11 protein-coding genes are annotated in these 15,030 nt (G+C 53.6%); 10 read left to right on the plus strand and 1 reads right to left on the minus strand.

Going from position 1 to position 15,030, the window contains the following annotated elements:
- Positions 1-6 precede the first annotated feature (6 nt).
- The 7 genes from ACL2XP_RS08760 to ACL2XP_RS08790 all read left to right on the plus strand — a co-directional run bounded on the left by ACL2XP_RS08760 (position 7) and on the right by ACL2XP_RS08790 (position 9,864).
- Positions 7-1,518: an MFS transporter gene (locus ACL2XP_RS08760; RefSeq protein WP_413738354.1), complete on the plus strand. Its 1,512-nt coding sequence runs from the start codon at positions 7-9 to the stop codon at positions 1,516-1,518.
- A 200-nt stretch (positions 1,519-1,718) separates the two neighbouring features.
- Entirely contained in the window at positions 1,719-2,897 is a 1,179-nt protein-coding gene (locus ACL2XP_RS08765; protein WP_413738355.1) for an acetyl-CoA C-acetyltransferase, read from the plus strand.
- 296 nt (positions 2,898-3,193) lie between these two features.
- Positions 3,194-5,104 (plus strand): FAD-dependent oxidoreductase, encoded by a 1,911-nt coding sequence (locus tag ACL2XP_RS08770; protein WP_413738356.1) that lies wholly within the window; start codon positions 3,194-3,196, stop codon positions 5,102-5,104.
- Positions 5,105-5,257: 153 nt separating this feature from the next.
- Positions 5,258-5,944 carry a 4Fe-4S dicluster domain-containing protein gene (locus tag ACL2XP_RS08775; protein WP_413738358.1) on the plus strand — a complete coding sequence of 229 codons (687 nt, stop codon included), beginning with the start codon at positions 5,258-5,260 and terminating at the stop codon, positions 5,942-5,944.
- A complete protein-coding gene (gene nrfD, locus ACL2XP_RS08780; protein WP_413738359.1) occupies positions 5,941-6,879 on the plus strand; it encodes a cytochrome c nitrite reductase subunit NrfD in 939 nt (312 codons plus the stop codon). Before ACL2XP_RS08775 ends, nrfD begins: the two co-directional genes overlap by 4 nt.
- A 93-nt stretch (positions 6,880-6,972) precedes the next feature.
- Complete coding sequence (locus ACL2XP_RS08785) at positions 6,973-8,265, plus strand: MFS transporter (protein ID WP_413739117.1); 1,293 nt, start codon at positions 6,973-6,975, stop codon at positions 8,263-8,265.
- Between the two features lie 219 nt (positions 8,266-8,484).
- Positions 8,485-9,864 (plus strand): carbohydrate porin, encoded by a 1,380-nt coding sequence (locus ACL2XP_RS08790; RefSeq protein WP_413738360.1) that lies wholly within the window; start codon positions 8,485-8,487, stop codon positions 9,862-9,864.
- Positions 9,865-9,925: 61 nt separating this feature from the next.
- On the opposite strand, the gene ACL2XP_RS08795 is transcribed toward ACL2XP_RS08790, so the two are convergent.
- Positions 9,926-11,419 carry a sigma-54 interaction domain-containing protein gene (locus ACL2XP_RS08795; RefSeq protein ID WP_413738362.1) on the minus strand — a complete coding sequence of 498 codons (1,494 nt, stop codon included), beginning with the start codon at positions 11,417-11,419 and terminating at the stop codon, positions 9,926-9,928.
- A 434-nt stretch (positions 11,420-11,853) separates the two neighbouring features.
- On the opposite strand from ACL2XP_RS08795, the gene ACL2XP_RS08800 reads away from it, so the two are divergent.
- The 3 genes from ACL2XP_RS08800 to ACL2XP_RS08810 are packed head-to-tail and all read left to right on the plus strand — an operon-like array spanning position 11,854 to position 14,933.
- Positions 11,854-12,774, plus strand: a complete 921-nt coding sequence (locus tag ACL2XP_RS08800; protein ID WP_413738364.1) for a transporter substrate-binding domain-containing protein — start codon at positions 11,854-11,856, stop codon at positions 12,772-12,774.
- Between the two features lie 60 nt (positions 12,775-12,834).
- Entirely contained in the window at positions 12,835-13,890 is a 1,056-nt protein-coding gene (locus tag ACL2XP_RS08805; protein ID WP_413738365.1) for a proline racemase family protein, read from the plus strand.
- On the plus strand, positions 13,887-14,933 hold the full coding sequence (locus tag ACL2XP_RS08810) for a proline racemase family protein (RefSeq protein ID WP_413738366.1): 1,047 nt from the start codon (positions 13,887-13,889) through the stop codon (positions 14,931-14,933). Before ACL2XP_RS08805 ends, ACL2XP_RS08810 begins: the two co-directional genes overlap by 4 nt.
- Positions 14,934-15,030: the final 97 nt, after the last annotated feature.

Genomic DNA, 15,030 nt, shown 5'->3' on the forward strand with positions numbered 1-15,030 from the left:
AGACCCGTGAAAAATGACGTTTTAGGCAAATTTGCGCTGGATTACGACGCGGGCGATAACGCCGCGGCCGGGTCGGAATATTGGCAAACGTGCGGAACATCCGATAAACCCACTACGCATCCCCGGGCGGGCCCGGCCGCGTACAACGAGCTTACCACTATGACTGGGCAAGACAAAAACCTGGCGCTGCCGCAGAAGACTCTCGATCTTGCTACCGGGGGGGACGATCATCTTTCCGCTACCAAAAGTAGTTTTGGGCCCCATGGATGGACCATTATTTTTTTCCAGGCCCTGATGTTCTGGCTTGCCGCCGGCGCCGTGACCCACGGTCTGAATGTGATTCTGCCCGCCTTGTCCAAAACCTTTAACCTGGATTACAACGCGCTGCTGGCGCTGGCGACCCCCGCCTCCTGGGCCTCAATCCTGGCGGGACCCCTGTGCGCCAAACTGTGTGAAAAGAAGGGGCCCAAATTCAATATCGTTTTCTGCCTTATCGCCTGCGGCCTGTGTTTCGGCCTGCTGGGCTCCTGGGGGACGCTGACCGGGTTCACCGTACTGTTTGCCGGGGTCTGTTTTTTCGGCACCGGTTTCGCGTATATGGGCGGAACCGCGCTTATCGCCAACTGGTTTATCCGTAAACAGGGCCTGGCGCTGGGCTGGTGCACCATGGGACAGACCTTTTCCAGCGCCTTTTTCGTGCCGGTGCTGGCCGGTTTTTTCTCATGGTTCGGCGTTCATAACGGATTTTGGGGCGTGTCGCTGTTGATGTTCGCCACCGCGCTGCTGGTGGCGCTATTTGCCGCCAACAAACCGGAAGATATCGGCTGTGCGCCGGACAATGCGCCCATTACCGCCGAGGAGCTGGCCGAACGGATTCGCGCGCATAACGACTATATTTGCCCGGTCACCACCGGTCAATTGCTGCGCATGAAGGACGTCTGGTTCATGGGCATCGCCACCGGCGGTATCTATATCATGCTGGTGGGGGTGGTGAGCCAGATTGTGCCCCGGTTGATGGGCATGGGATTTGAACTGGGCACCGCCATCTTTTATATGACCCTTTCGGCGCTGTTCGGCACCTTTGGCGCCTATGGCTGGGGTTGGCTCAACCAAAAAGTGGGAATTAAAGCGGCCATCATGATTTACACCCTGTGGTGGATGGCGTCGGTGGCGATCAATATCTTCCAGTTCAACGCGCTGACCCTGTGGCTTTCTCTGCTGATGATCGGTTTTAGCCTGGCGGGCGCCACCAATTTAAGCACCGCCCTGATCGCCACTAAATTTCCGCGCAGAGCCTATATCCGGGCCATCGGCATTATCGCGCCCATCCAGTCCATTGTGCGCTGTTTCGCCTTTTCCATCCTGGCGGCGGGATTGACCTATCTGGGGGGATATGCCGGCGCTTATCTCCTGCTGGTGGCGGTAGGCGCCGTGACGTTGATTTTGATTTGGCAAACCGATGTGACGCCAATAGGAAACTTGCCGCCAGCATCCGGCGAACAACCCGGCATTGGTTAACGGAGGAACACGCGTCAAATAAAATTCTTTCCGAACCGGGACATTATGCTGTTTATCAAACAGAGTATTAAAACGCCGGAAATAATAACGGCAGCGCTTATTTATCCGGATAAAAGCGGGCGCTGATTAAATAATAACAGGCATGTTTAATAAGACGGATTTTCCTGGAGTAATAAAATGAGATTCATCAGGAGGTCAATATGACGGGGATTGTTATTGCCAGCGCCGTGCGTACCCCAATCGGCAGCTTCGGCGGCGGCCTGGCGTCGCTGGCGGCCCCCCGGCTGGGCGCGCTGGTGGCGCGGGAAAGTATCAGGCGGGCGGGTATTCCGTCCGATATCATCGGCGAGGTTTTCCTGGGTAATGTCCTGCAGGCGGGATTGGGCCAAAACCCGGCCCGCCAGGCGATGCTGCATGCCGGCATTGATGAAAAAACCCCGGCGGCCACCGTGAATGTTGTCTGTGGTTCCGGCCTGAAAAGCGTGATCCTGGCGTCTCAGGTTATCGCCGCGGGCGATGCGCAGATTGTCCTGGCGGGGGGAATGGAAAATATGTCGGCGGCCCCCTATCTGCTGGATAAAGCCCGGTGGGGCTACCGGATGGGGGAAGGCACGCTTACCGACAGCATGGTGCATGACGGACTGTTTTGCAGCGTTAATCAATACCATATGGGCATCACCGCCGAAAATGTCGCCGCCCGCCATAATATCAGCCGGCAGGAGCAGGATAACATCGCCTTGCGTTCGCAGCGGCGGGCGGTGGCGGCCATTGACGACGGCGCGTTTCGCAAGGAAATCCTGCCGGTCATCCTGCACGGCAAAAAAGGCGACATTATTTTCGATACGGACGAGTATCCCCGCCGGGATGCCAGCGCCGAGGGCCTGGCCAGTCTGCGTCCGGCCTTTACGCCTGAGGGCAGCGTCACGGCGGGCAATGCCTCCGGCATCAATGACGGCGCGGCGGCGCTGGTGGTAATGAGCGAAGCCCGGGCCTGCTCGCTGGGTATCCGGCCGCTGGCGCGGATTCGCGGTTATGCCACCTGCGGCGTCGATCCGGCTTTTATGGGCATCGGGCCGGTACCGGCGGTACGCGCGGCGCTGAAGAAGGCCGGTCTTGGCATCGGTGATATTGACCTGATCGAGGCCAATGAAGCCTTTGCCGCACAGTTCGCCGCCGTGGGCCATGAGCTGGGGCTGGATGAGGACAAGACCAACGTCAATGGCGGCGCCATTGCCTTGGGCCATCCCATCGGCGCCTCCGGCGCCAGGATACTGGTAACGCTGTTATATGCCCTGGCGGCCCGGGACAAAACCTTCGGCCTGGCGACCCTGTGCGTCGGCGGGGGACTAGGGGTGGCGGTGGTGGTGGAACGCCTCTGACATGCGTCTTACCGACAAAGGGGCGGATCGTTAATTCATCAATGCATTAAAAATACAAAAATGCATGATTACTATTTTTGCGGGCTCATTTTACATCCCGATTTTAACGATACCTTTTATAACCAGGATTAACACCCGACATAATAAGCGGGGTGAAGTTGGAAATAACGTGTAATTAGGCTAATTGCAATCATTTTTACCTTATGCGCCCAATAAAATCGGACGTGGATTAATATTGGCACCAACTTTGCTCAATATCGTTGGTTGATAAATTTATATAAGCGGATCGATATTCTATGAAAAATAATTATGTGAAAAAAAGATTATCAGCGCTGGTTGCGCTCATTCTGGGTTGCTCTGTGGGATTGTCGGCCAACGCGGCCGTTACCGCCGGCGACTATACGGCTTCGGCCAAAGGCCTGGAAAGTGATGTCAAGGTTACCGTTTCCATCGATCAAGCGGGAACGATTAAAAACATCGTCGCCGATGCGTCCGGAGAAACCCCTGAATTAGGGGGCGTGGCGGCGCCCGAGGTCGCCAAGTCCATCGTCGATGGTCAAAGCCTGGACGTCGACGGCATGACCGGCGCCACCGAAACCAGCGATGCCGTTAAGCAAGCCACCAAGGCGGCCTTGTTAAAGGCCGGCGCGGATATCGGCAAATATACCCGCGCATCGGCTAAAACCGCCGTCCCCGTCGCCGATGAAGAGAAAACGGTGGATGTGGTGGTGATTGGGGGCGGCACTTCCGGCACTGCCGCCGCACTGGCCGCGGCGGAAAAAGGCGCCAAGGTACTGGTGGTTGAAAAATCCGCGGTGGTGGGCGGCAGCGGTAACATGGCCAGCGGCTTTTTTGCCGTGGAATCAGCGCTGCAAAAATCGCTAGGCATGAAATATACCGCGCAAGACCTGACCCATCGGCTGCTGGATTACAACCACTATTTATCCGATGGCCCGCTGACCAAAGCCATTGTATATAAATCCGGTTCAACGGCTGATTGGATGGCAAAGCACGGAGTGCAGCTGGAAATCAAAACCGCCACCAAAAACACCAACCAGCTACAGCAGGCGCATATGGATGATCCTATCAAGTCCGATATTTACCACCATTATCTGGATACCAATGCCGCATATAAGAGTCTCTATGCCAGCTTCCAGCAACACGGCGGAGAATTAATCAAAAATACCGCGGTGACGTCGTTGATTCAGGAACCAGACGGTAAAGTCGCCGGCATAATGGCGCAAAAAGCACAGGGTGGAAAATTAATAGTTCATGCCAAGGCCGTTATCATTGCCAGCGGGGGATTTGGCGGCAATGAAAAATTGGTGAGGGACGCCATGAATACGCCGAATATCCATATACTGGCCTGGCCGAATCAGGGCGAGGGCATCAGAATGGCCTGGGCCGCCGGCGGGGCGGAATGGAACTTTCATTCCGCGTTGATTCACGCCTGTAAATTGGTGGGGATTACGTCGTCATCCTCCGCCGATAAAGGCAATGCCGAAAATGATAGCCCGCTTATATGGCTATTGAAATCGCCTTTATTATGGGTGAACGCCAACGGTGAACGATTCGGCGACGAAGGCCTGGTTTATGATTCGGCCTACTGGGCAAATGTGTCTTATTCGGCGGGCGGTAAATATTACATTATTCTCGACAGCCAGACGTTGAATGCCTACACCAAGAAATCGTTCCCCTTTCCTTTATCTGGCGCCGGCCCGGCCAATCCCCCCAAGGGCGGGGATTTCACCGCGCTGGCGGATGCCGCCGTCGACGGGGGTAAAAGTAAAAATATTTTCAAAGGACAAACCCTGGAAGAACTGGCAAAAAACATGGGCGTAGAGGCCGGCCAATTGGAAAAAACCGTTTCCCGTTATAACGATCTGATAACAGCCAAAGTTGACGCGGACTATGGCAAAGAGCCGGCCTATTTGGTTTATCCGGTTAAATCCGGCCCGTTTTATGCGTTTGAAACCCAAGTGGTCAGTTTAAGCAGTATCGGCGGGGTACGGGTGAACGCCAAATTACAGGTCACCGATATCAATGCCAAACCTATCCCGGGATTATACGCGGTGGGCAATGTTGCCGGAGGTTTTTATAGCGGACCCTCTTATCCGCCTTATGAAGGCTTAGCCAATGGTTTTGCGCTGAACTCAGGCCGCATTGCCGGGGAAAGCGCGGCGGAAACCATCGCGGCCGCTCATTAATATCAAACAGGACGAGCTCGGATAAGCAGCGCCTTATAGCTGCTCGCTATTGAGTCATAGTCGCTAGTGAAAAAAGGAGCATTACCACTTGCCGGAGTATTCCGGCAAGTGATGAAGCATTGCTCTCGCATGGTATTTAATCAAGGGGTCGGTATGGGCGTGTCGCGTCGCGGATTTATTATGGGGATAGGCGGTGCCGTATTGGCGGCCAATCCAGTCAAACGTATTCTGGCGGAAGTCATTAACCCGCAGACCCTCGTCATCGGTAATATCCGCTATGGCATGATCCATGACGAAACCCGGTGTATCGGATGCCGAGCCTGTATTTTAGCCTGCCATAAAGTGAATCAGGTTCCGGCGCAGGTCACGCGACTGGATATTCTGGATAACGGCACTTACCTGGAACTGAATAAAAAAAAGCGGCAGTTTGTGCGCAAATCCTGCCAGCATTGCGATAATCCGCCGTGCGTGGCGGTTTGTCCTACCGGCGCCTCATATAAAGACGCTAAAACGGGCATTGTGGATGTCGACCACGAGCGTTGCGTAGGGTGCCGGTACTGCCTTGCCGCCTGTCCCTATCATGTCCGTTTTATCCATCCGGTATCGAAAACGGCGGATAAGTGCAATTTTTGCCGGGATACCAATCTGGCTGCCGGCAAACCTCCCGCCTGCGTGGCGATTTGCCCGGTGAAGGCGCTGACCTTCGGTAATCTGGACGACCCGGACAGCGATATCGCCAAACTCATCGCCAGCAAAACGGTGTACCGCGAAAAATTATATTTGGGCACCCACCCCAAGCTCTATCATATCGCCGGTAAATTTGGAGAGATACGAGGATGAACGCTGCGTTTCATTTCGATACCCTGGTCTGGGATTGGCCCATTGCCATTTACCTGTTATTGATAGGTATTTCATCAGGTATGGTCATAATAGCCGTTGTGCTGAAAAGACAAATCCTCGTGGGGAATGCCGGCAGCGACGGTATTATTAAGGCGACTATAATTATCGCGCCTTTAACGGTTATTCTCGGGCTGGTGATTCTTATCTTTCATTTGGCTCGCCCGTGGACATTTTGGTATTTGATGGTGTTTTACAATCCCCATTCGGTTATGTCGCTGGGGGTGATGCTATTTCAGATTTACATGGTGGCGCTGATACTGTGGATCGTCGCCATATATCAGCAAAACATCGTTGATATTATTCAATTGGCCTGGGTGAGCCGGATTGTCCATTTCATCGCGGGATGGGAACGCAGGCTTGATATAGCCGTGTTTATTTTGGCCATTCTGCTGGGCGTCTATACCGGCTTTCTGTTGCTAGCCCTGAAATCCTACCCGTTATTGAATAATCCGGTATTGCCTTTGCTTTTCCTGGTCTCCGGCCTGACGTCGGCGGTTGCCATGGCGATATTTTGCGGACTGGCGTTCTGTAAACAATCGGTTCATTCGCCGTCCCTGGCTTTTATTCATCAGCTGGAACAGCCGCTTATCTTGACCGAACTGGTGCTGCTGGCAGTTTTTTTTATCGGCCTGATTTTTGGCGGCGGACAAAAGGAAACGGCGGCGTTAAACGCCCTGAGCGGTTTTTGGGGCGCCGTTTTTTGGCTTGGCGTAGTGGGGCTGGGTATGGTATTGCCCGTGGCTTTAAGGTTGCTATGCAAGGAACGTATCAAATTCCATAAAATTTATTGGCTGGCAATGTCGGGCGTCGCGTTGTGCAGCGTATTTATGCTGCGCATGTTTATATTGTATGCGGGACAGATGGTAATGGCATAGATGAACAAATTAACCTGGCTTCTGAGCATTGCATCATTAACTTTTTTCATGCAATCATTGGATACCACCATGTTATATCTGGCTATCCCTTCCATGGCGGAGGCCATGCATTATTCTTCCCTAAGCATGGGGATGGTGGTGGTTTCTTATGTGCTGACGGTAATGGTATTTACGCCGGTATGCGGATGGCTGGCGGATACCTATGGTTATCGGCGAATCTATCTATTATCGTTGGGCTTGTTTACCCTCGGGTCTTGTTTGTGCGCTTCGGCGGATACGTTAACCGGTATTATCCTGGCGCGTTTTTTACAAGGTATGGGGGGGGCGTTAATGCTGCCGGTGGTGCGGGTTGTCATTTTGAAAACAACCCTGCCGGCGGAAAAATTATCCGCCTTGAATAAAATCACCTTACTGGGGTTAGGGGGGACGCTGCTGGGACCGCCGCTAAGCGGGTTGCTGATAACCACATTTTCCTGGCGAATGATTTTCCTGGTAAATATTCCCCTGTGCCTGATCTGTTTCGTTCTGGCAAAAAAATATATGCCGGAACAGATAAAACCAAACGTACGGGGGAGCTTCGACACGATAGGATTCATGCTGGTGGTGCCGGCATTATTATTTATCTTGCTTGGTTTGCTGGGTATAGGTAAACAATACTTTACCGGCCTGTGGGTGACGACATTCTTCCTGATAGCAATGGCGTTGCTATATGGCTATAAAAATCATCAGGATAACATCATTGAACCGCTATTTACGCTTTCGTTGTTTCGCCACAGAACATTTGCCGTGGGCATCGCCAGTAATATTTGCGTGCGAATTTTTTTAGCGTCGGTACCCTTGGTCCTGTCGCTGATGCTGCAATTGGAGTTTAACTATTCACCGGCGGGAGCCAGTATTATTATGCTGTCGCTGGCGGCAGGATCGTTAAGCGCCAGATTCCTGCTGCGACCGGCACTGGAATGGTGCGGCTACCGGTGTTTACTGCTTATTGCGACGACGGCGAGCGCTGCGTTGATCTATTCTTTGACTTTGTCGGCTTTGAACGGGTCGCTGGATATTATCGTGGTAGTGATATTTATATTAGGGGTTTTTACTTCCGTTCTTTATGCCACCATGAACACCTTGACGTTCAGCGAGCTAACGGATGATACCTATAATGCAGGCAATAGCTTGCTTATACTGAGCCAGCTACTTTCAATCATAATAAGCGTTACCTTAACCTTCGCGCTACTTCATTATGTTAACTACGCAGATAATGCAAGGGGGTTGGAAAATTACCATGTGTCGTTTTTATTGATGAGTTTTGGGCTGTTTTTATGTTGCTTTATTTTTTTACGCCTGGATAAAAATGATGGCGATGTTTTGATCCAGCGAATGCAGAAGTAAAAATACGACAATATAAAAAATAATCCTGCCTGCCGGTAACCTTGGTAGGCATGTTGACACAATTATTTTAACAGAATGTACCTTATTAATGATAACCAGAGTTGGAAAAACAACGCGCTGATAACTCGTGCGGAATAGGGCATGTTATTACCCTCGGACCGTCATTGAACATATTAGCGTTCGGCCGTTTGCGTCTTATTACCTCAATGGGATAGAACAATGAAGATAACACCTCATAATATATGGAATTGCATGCTATGTTCCGGCGCGATCGTGTGCGGCATAGCGCTCGCGAGCAATGCGGCGCTTGCCGCCGCCGGCGCGGAATCCTCCGACCGCCCGCTGTCCGACGCGGGGGCATGGCTGTCGGAGCACGGCGTGACCCCGCATATAATGGCGTCCCAGCTTTGGCTGGGCAACCCCGGCGCGGGCACCTCCACCGACGAGCAGCAGGCATATACGATGTTTTTCGCCGGCGCGGATTTCGATCTGGATCGTATGGGGCTGATTCCGGGCGGCACGGTCCACTTCATGCAACTGTGGGTGCCCTTTTCCCATAATACCTTATATGGCAATAGCGCCGGGGGTCTGTTGGCCGGCGACCCGCCGCCCTATATCCCCAAGGTCGCGCATTTGCTGCGTTTTGGTTATGAACAGAAACTGTTTAACGATCAATTGTCCATCGAAGTTGGCAAGAGCAACCCCGGCCAGTTTGTCGGTTTCACCAACTGTAATGTACAGTCGTCCTGCGTGAATACCGTACTGAATAAAACGGCGGGGTTCGCGCCCGCGCCTTATGCCGGCTGGGGGGGGCGCGTCAGCTACCGCTTTACGCCGGAGCTGGAGTCCAACATCGGCGTCTGGCGCACCTATCAGGCGTTTCCGTTCACCAACGGCTGGGAACGGTGGGACGACGACTACGATTCCGGTAGTACCCTATGGGTGGCCAATGTAGCGCGGCGCGTCAGCTGGCAGCAGGAACCCTATCCCTTAAACTGGGAGGCGCTGGCGTTCCACAACAATCTGCAATACGACGACGCGTACTCCACGGTCAACGGCACCTCGAAAGTGTACGACAGCGGCTCCGCGGTGCGCACCCACAAAGATGTGTCCGGCTTCTATCTTACGGCGAAAAAGGCCTTATGGCGGCGTGACGGCGGGGCCGACGCCGAAAATCCCGCGCCCAGCGCCGTGAGTCTGCACGGCAGCGTGTCGCAAACCTTGCAATCGGATGCCTATACGGGGATCGCCACGTTGGCCGACATCGGGCTTATCTGGTCGGGACCTTGGCAGAGCCGTCCCAATGACAGTTACGGCCTGACTTTCCGCTGGGCCAGGCTGACGGATGGAGAGCACCGTTACTTGCAGGATATGTACGATTCCCTGGGGGGAACGGGGTGGCGGGTGCCGCGTAACGAACGGCAGTTGAGCATCGACGCTTCCTTTATGCTGACGCCGGAGATCAACTTGACGATGACCGGTTCCCGTGTCTGGAACAACACCAATTACCAGTATGCCTATTCCAACATCAAACCGGAGGATGGCTACACATTCTGGGTCCAAATCAACGTCATGCTGGAAAAACTGCTCGGTCTGTGACGACGGCGAACAGGAGACATTGCCGGCCCGCCCTGGCGCCGGCAATTCGCGCTTGCGGCTATTATTCCTGGTAGCAAATCATCTGCGTATCCGTACCGGACCTTCTGCGTCCCAGGCCCAGGGCTTGCATTTTCCTGGCGATGGTGGGTTGGGATACGCCCAGCGCGGCGGCGATATGATAGGTGGTTTTGTATTTGTCCAATGCCAGCGCCAATACCGTCCTTTCGATTTGCGACAGAATATCCGGCAGAGTATGGTTAAGGCGTATTTGACTGGAGCAAAAATCCAATAATCCGTGGTCAAAATTTTCAGGCAACGAACGTTGTTCGTTCTTGCTTAACAGCGGGGAAATCATTTCTTCGGTAATGAAGTTTTCATCGGAACATATATACAAATATTCAATAATATTTTCCAGTTCGCGGATATTGCCCGGCCAGGCGTAATCGACTAACAGATTTAAGGTTGGCGTGGGAAATCTGATAATTCTGTTATAAATAGCATCGAATTTATGGAGAAAATACTCAGTCAGCAACGGGATGTCGTTTTTTCTCTCCCGTAAGGGGACCAAATGAATGGGAACAAGGTTGAGCCGGTAAAAAAGATCTTCACGAAATTGCTTGTCGGCAACTTTTTTATCCAGATCGGCATTGGTGGCGGCAATGACCCGGACATTAAGTTTAACCGGCCTGGTGCCGCCTAAGCGGACGATTTCTTTTTGCTGCAATACGCGTAATAATTTAGCCTGGGCCTCAAAGGGTAAATCGCCGATCTCATCGAGGAATATCGTACCGCCGTTTGCCTGTTCAAAAAAACCGGCTCTTCCAGAACTCGCTCCGGTGAATGCCCCTTTTTCATAGCCGAAAAGTTCGCTTTCTATAAGGCTGACCGGTATCGCCGCGCAATTGAGCTTAATAAACGGCCGGTCTGCGCGTGCGCTTAATTTCTGGATATTCTCGGCCACGACTTCTTTACCCGTGCCTGATTCGCCGCGAAGTAAAACAGACGCGTCGGTTTTTGCGACCCGCAGCATAATCCGCTTCAACTCTTCCATCGGTCGGCTGATGCCAATCAAATTGGCGAAGGGCGGGGAAGCGGGCAATCCTTTTTTTTCCAGCGGCTCATGATAGGATTCGAAAGAATAAATAGGATAGTTGAATTTGGCATGTAGTTTTTGAAAAAAGGATTGCGCGTACAGTATTGAAACCACATGCTCAATCTCATTTTCTTCATCGAGCACCGGCATGCCCGACACAAAAGCCATTTTTTCCGGTAACAGATGATGAACAAAAAACGCCATCGCCTCTTTCTTTTGTTTAAGGACTTCCGTGGTAATCGCGTTTTTGAAATATTTCCCTTCTTTGATGATATCGTCAATGGTCCGGCCAAGGATCGCATCAGCGTCTATGATGGGATTTTCCCGCAGGTAAGCCTGGTTGATATATTCCGTTACGCCGCTGGAGTTGGTTATGTAGATGGGGCATTCCAGGGTATCGACGATTTTCTTAAAATCAATCCCGGTCTCGTTAGCCGTATGAAGAAAATTTCCGCTGGACATGATGGGCCTCTTGAAAACCGGTGGTTGAAAAAAATACTGTTTTGGCTCAAAGGCCATAGAAGGTTAGATTAAGTTATAAATAAAATTGATAGCCGGAGATGTGAAATAAATCACATATCAACCCGGTCTTAAACGGCGTTTTTATTTATGTTAAGAAGTAATGAATTGGAGGTAAAGATAGTGAAAGGATATAAAAATATGCTTTTTATCACCCCAGCCTGATATCAGGCGACCGCATGGCATAAGTTTTTCAGCCTCACGCACGGGTAATCAGGCCGATGTATGCGAAAGGATGGCTAACAGTCTCCGGGATGAGGTTATCAAGTCGCCGAGGGATTGTGTGCGGCGCTCTATTGACACAAAACTGCAACGTGCTATCGTCTATCGGTAATATATAACGTGTTACGTATTATGATTCCCTGAGGAGAATAGCAATGCGCTTACGAATTAATATTGGTGTGGTTTTGGTCAGCTCGGCGCTGATGCTTTTCGCCGCCTCGTCAAATGCGGCCCCCGCCAACAACCTGCCCACCGGTGAGGTGGGCAGCGTCGAGGCGGTGCCGGAGATTGCCGCGCTCGTACCCGATGCGATAAAAAAAAGAGGGGTGCTGCGTGTTGCCACCATGACCAAATATCAACCCTTTTCTTTTGCTGTCAATGGAAAAAACGTCGGCATGATCCCTGAGATGGTGACCGCGGTCGCCCAGACGATGGGACTGAAAGTCGATATCCAGGGCATGGACTTTCCCGCCATTCTGTTGGGACTACAGGCGCAAAAATACGATATAGGCATGGGCGAGTTTTTCGTACGCAAAGACCGGGTTGAAGTGGCTGACTTTGTCACTGAGTGGAGCAATTTCGATGCATTTGTGGTGAATAAAGGCAGCAAATATATGCCTGAAGGCATCGCGGATGTCTGCGGGCACAAGATCGCGATCCTCGGCGGGTCTTCCGGCGTTCCCACCATGGAGGCCGGCAAGGCGCATTGCGCCAGCGCAGGCAAAGCCCCGCCGCAGGTCAGCGTCTTCCCGCAAATGGCGGATGCCGTGCTTGCGCTGTCCAGCAAACGCGTGGATGCGGTATTGACCGGTCGCGAAGTCGGACTGACCCTGGCTGCATCGGGACAACCGTTCGTGCCCACCGGCCATGTCGGCGGGGGCCCCTGCGCCACGGCCGTCGCGCGCAATGAGTCAAGCGCGGGGTTGCTGCAAGCCCTTCAGGCGGCCTATGTACACCTGATCAAGTCGGGAAAATATGCAGAAATTCATAAACGGTGGGGCACGGACTACGGCATGATCGATAATCCGACCATTTATAAGCAAGGCGATGCCCTGCCGGATTACAAAGTAGAGTAGGCGGTAGCAAACCGCTTGATAGATATATTTTATCGGCAATTTCATCTCCCGGGAGACCTGATGCATTCTAGATCTCACTTTTCCGTTGTTGATATGCATTCCGCCGGCGCGCAGGCGCGTGTCGTGATTGGCGGCGTTCCGCAAGCCAGGGGCGATACCATGAACGAGAAGCGGATGTACTTGGCCGCGAACTTCGATCATGTGCGCAAGCTGTTGATGTATGAACCCCGCGGCGGCTCGCAAATGAGCGGCAGCCTGATTATGGCTCCCTGCGATCCGCGCGCCGACGTCGGCATTGTTTTCATCGAAAGCGGCGGCTGGCTGACCATGTGCGGCGCCGGGACCATCGGCGCAGCGACCGCGCTGATTGAGACGGGCATGTTTAAAGCGACCGGTGCGCAGACGTCGATCGTCTTTGACACGCCCGCCGGCCTGGTGACGGCGCATATTGATATTAAAGACGGCAGTGTCCAAGGGGTCTCGCTCTCTAATGTTCCGTCATTCCTCGCGGTTAAGGACCATCAGATCGAATTGCCCGGGCATGGCATGGTCAACGTCGATATTGCCTATGGCGGAAATTTTTACGCGATCGTTCCCGCCGACCGGTTCGATCTGCAAGTGGTCCCGGCTTTTGCGGAACGGCTAGTGTCCATTGGGCGGCAGGTGCGGGAAAGGACCAACGCGACCATCGCCGTCAGGCACCCGTTGGAAACAAGCGCGGCGCCGATCCCGAATGTGATTTTCACGGGGCCGGGTTCAAGTCCCGGCGTTCATCGAAATCTGGTGCTGTTCGGCGAAGCCGGCGTCGATCGCTCCCCGGGCGGGACCGGGACATCGGCGCGCATGGCGCAGCGCTACGCGCGGGGAGAATTGGCGCTGGATGAACCGTTCTTCCATGAGAGCATTATCGGCTCGCGTTTCGAAGGCAAACTCACAGGTGTGCAAAACGTGGCCGGCAGGGAAATGGTCATCCCCCTGATCAAAGGGCGCGCTTTCGTGATTGGGCTGCGCAACTTTTTTGTCGATCCCGAAGACCCGTTTCAAGAGGGATTTGGGGTTGGTTATGCGGCGGATGCGAAGCGTCCCACTTTTTCAGCCGATAAGGATCGCCCATGAAGTCGACCGTCCAATATTCCGTGATCGATGCCCACAGCGCCGGTGCGCCCGCGCGGGTGGTGGTCGGCGGCGTCGCGCCCGTTCCCGGCGCGCGTATCAGCGAAAAGCGAACCTACCTGATGGAGCATCGCGACGAGATCAGGAAGCTGCTGATGTATGAGCCGCGGGGAAGTTCGGAAATGTGCGGCAGCATATTGATGCAGCCCTGCGATCCCCGGGCCGATATCGGTATTGTCTTTATCGAAACCGGCGGGTGGCCGTTGATGTGCGGCGCGGGAACCATCGGCGCCGCCACCGTGCTGGTGGAAAACGGTTATGTCGACGTTACCGAACCCATATCCCGTATTTCATTCGATACACCGGCGGGTCTGGTGACCGCCGAAGTCGAGGTCGTCAACGGCGTGGTGAAAGGGGTCACGATCCAAAACGTCCCCTCTTACATGGTGGCGCCGGATCGGGTGGTGAACCTGCCGGGGCTAGGCCCCGTCACCGTGGATATTGTGTTCGGCGGGAATTACTACGCGCTGGTCCCTGCGTCCAGTTTGGCGCTGGAAGTGAGCCCGGCGTTTGCGGAGCGGCTGGTTAGCGCGGGACGCGCCATCCGCGATAGCGTCAACCGCGATCTGCGCCTCACCGATCCCGCTACCGGTCATGCTTGCCACGTGCCGATGGTGATTTTCACCGAAGAGCAGAACAGCGCCGGCAACTATCGCAATCTGGTATTTTTCGGCGAATCAGGCGTCGATCGCTCACCCGGCGGTACGGGAACGTCGGCGCGCATGGCCCAGCGGTTTTATCGCCGCCAGCAAGCGCAAGACGACAGGTTCCGGCACGAGAGCATCATCGGTTCGGTTTTCGAAGGCACCATAGCGGATACGGTGATGCTCAATAATAATGTCGAGGCCATCATTCCGAAGATACGCGGCCGCGCCCATATCATTGCGCAATCGACCTTTCTGCTCGATCCCCAAGACCCTTTTGTCGAGGGATTTGGCGTTGGCTACGGCAGCGATGCGCAGCCGCCGGAAAACCGGACCGCGTAGGATAATGACGGTATTCCCGCCAGGCAAACGCCTGCGCCGGGGCGTATCGCAGTAAAGCATATGGGTTATAAATGAAAAACGCCCCGGAACCAGCAGC

The sequence above is a fragment of the Sodalis sp. RH21 genome, assembly GCF_047324175.1.
Classification (GTDB): Bacteria; Pseudomonadota; Gammaproteobacteria; order Enterobacterales; family Enterobacteriaceae; genus Acerihabitans.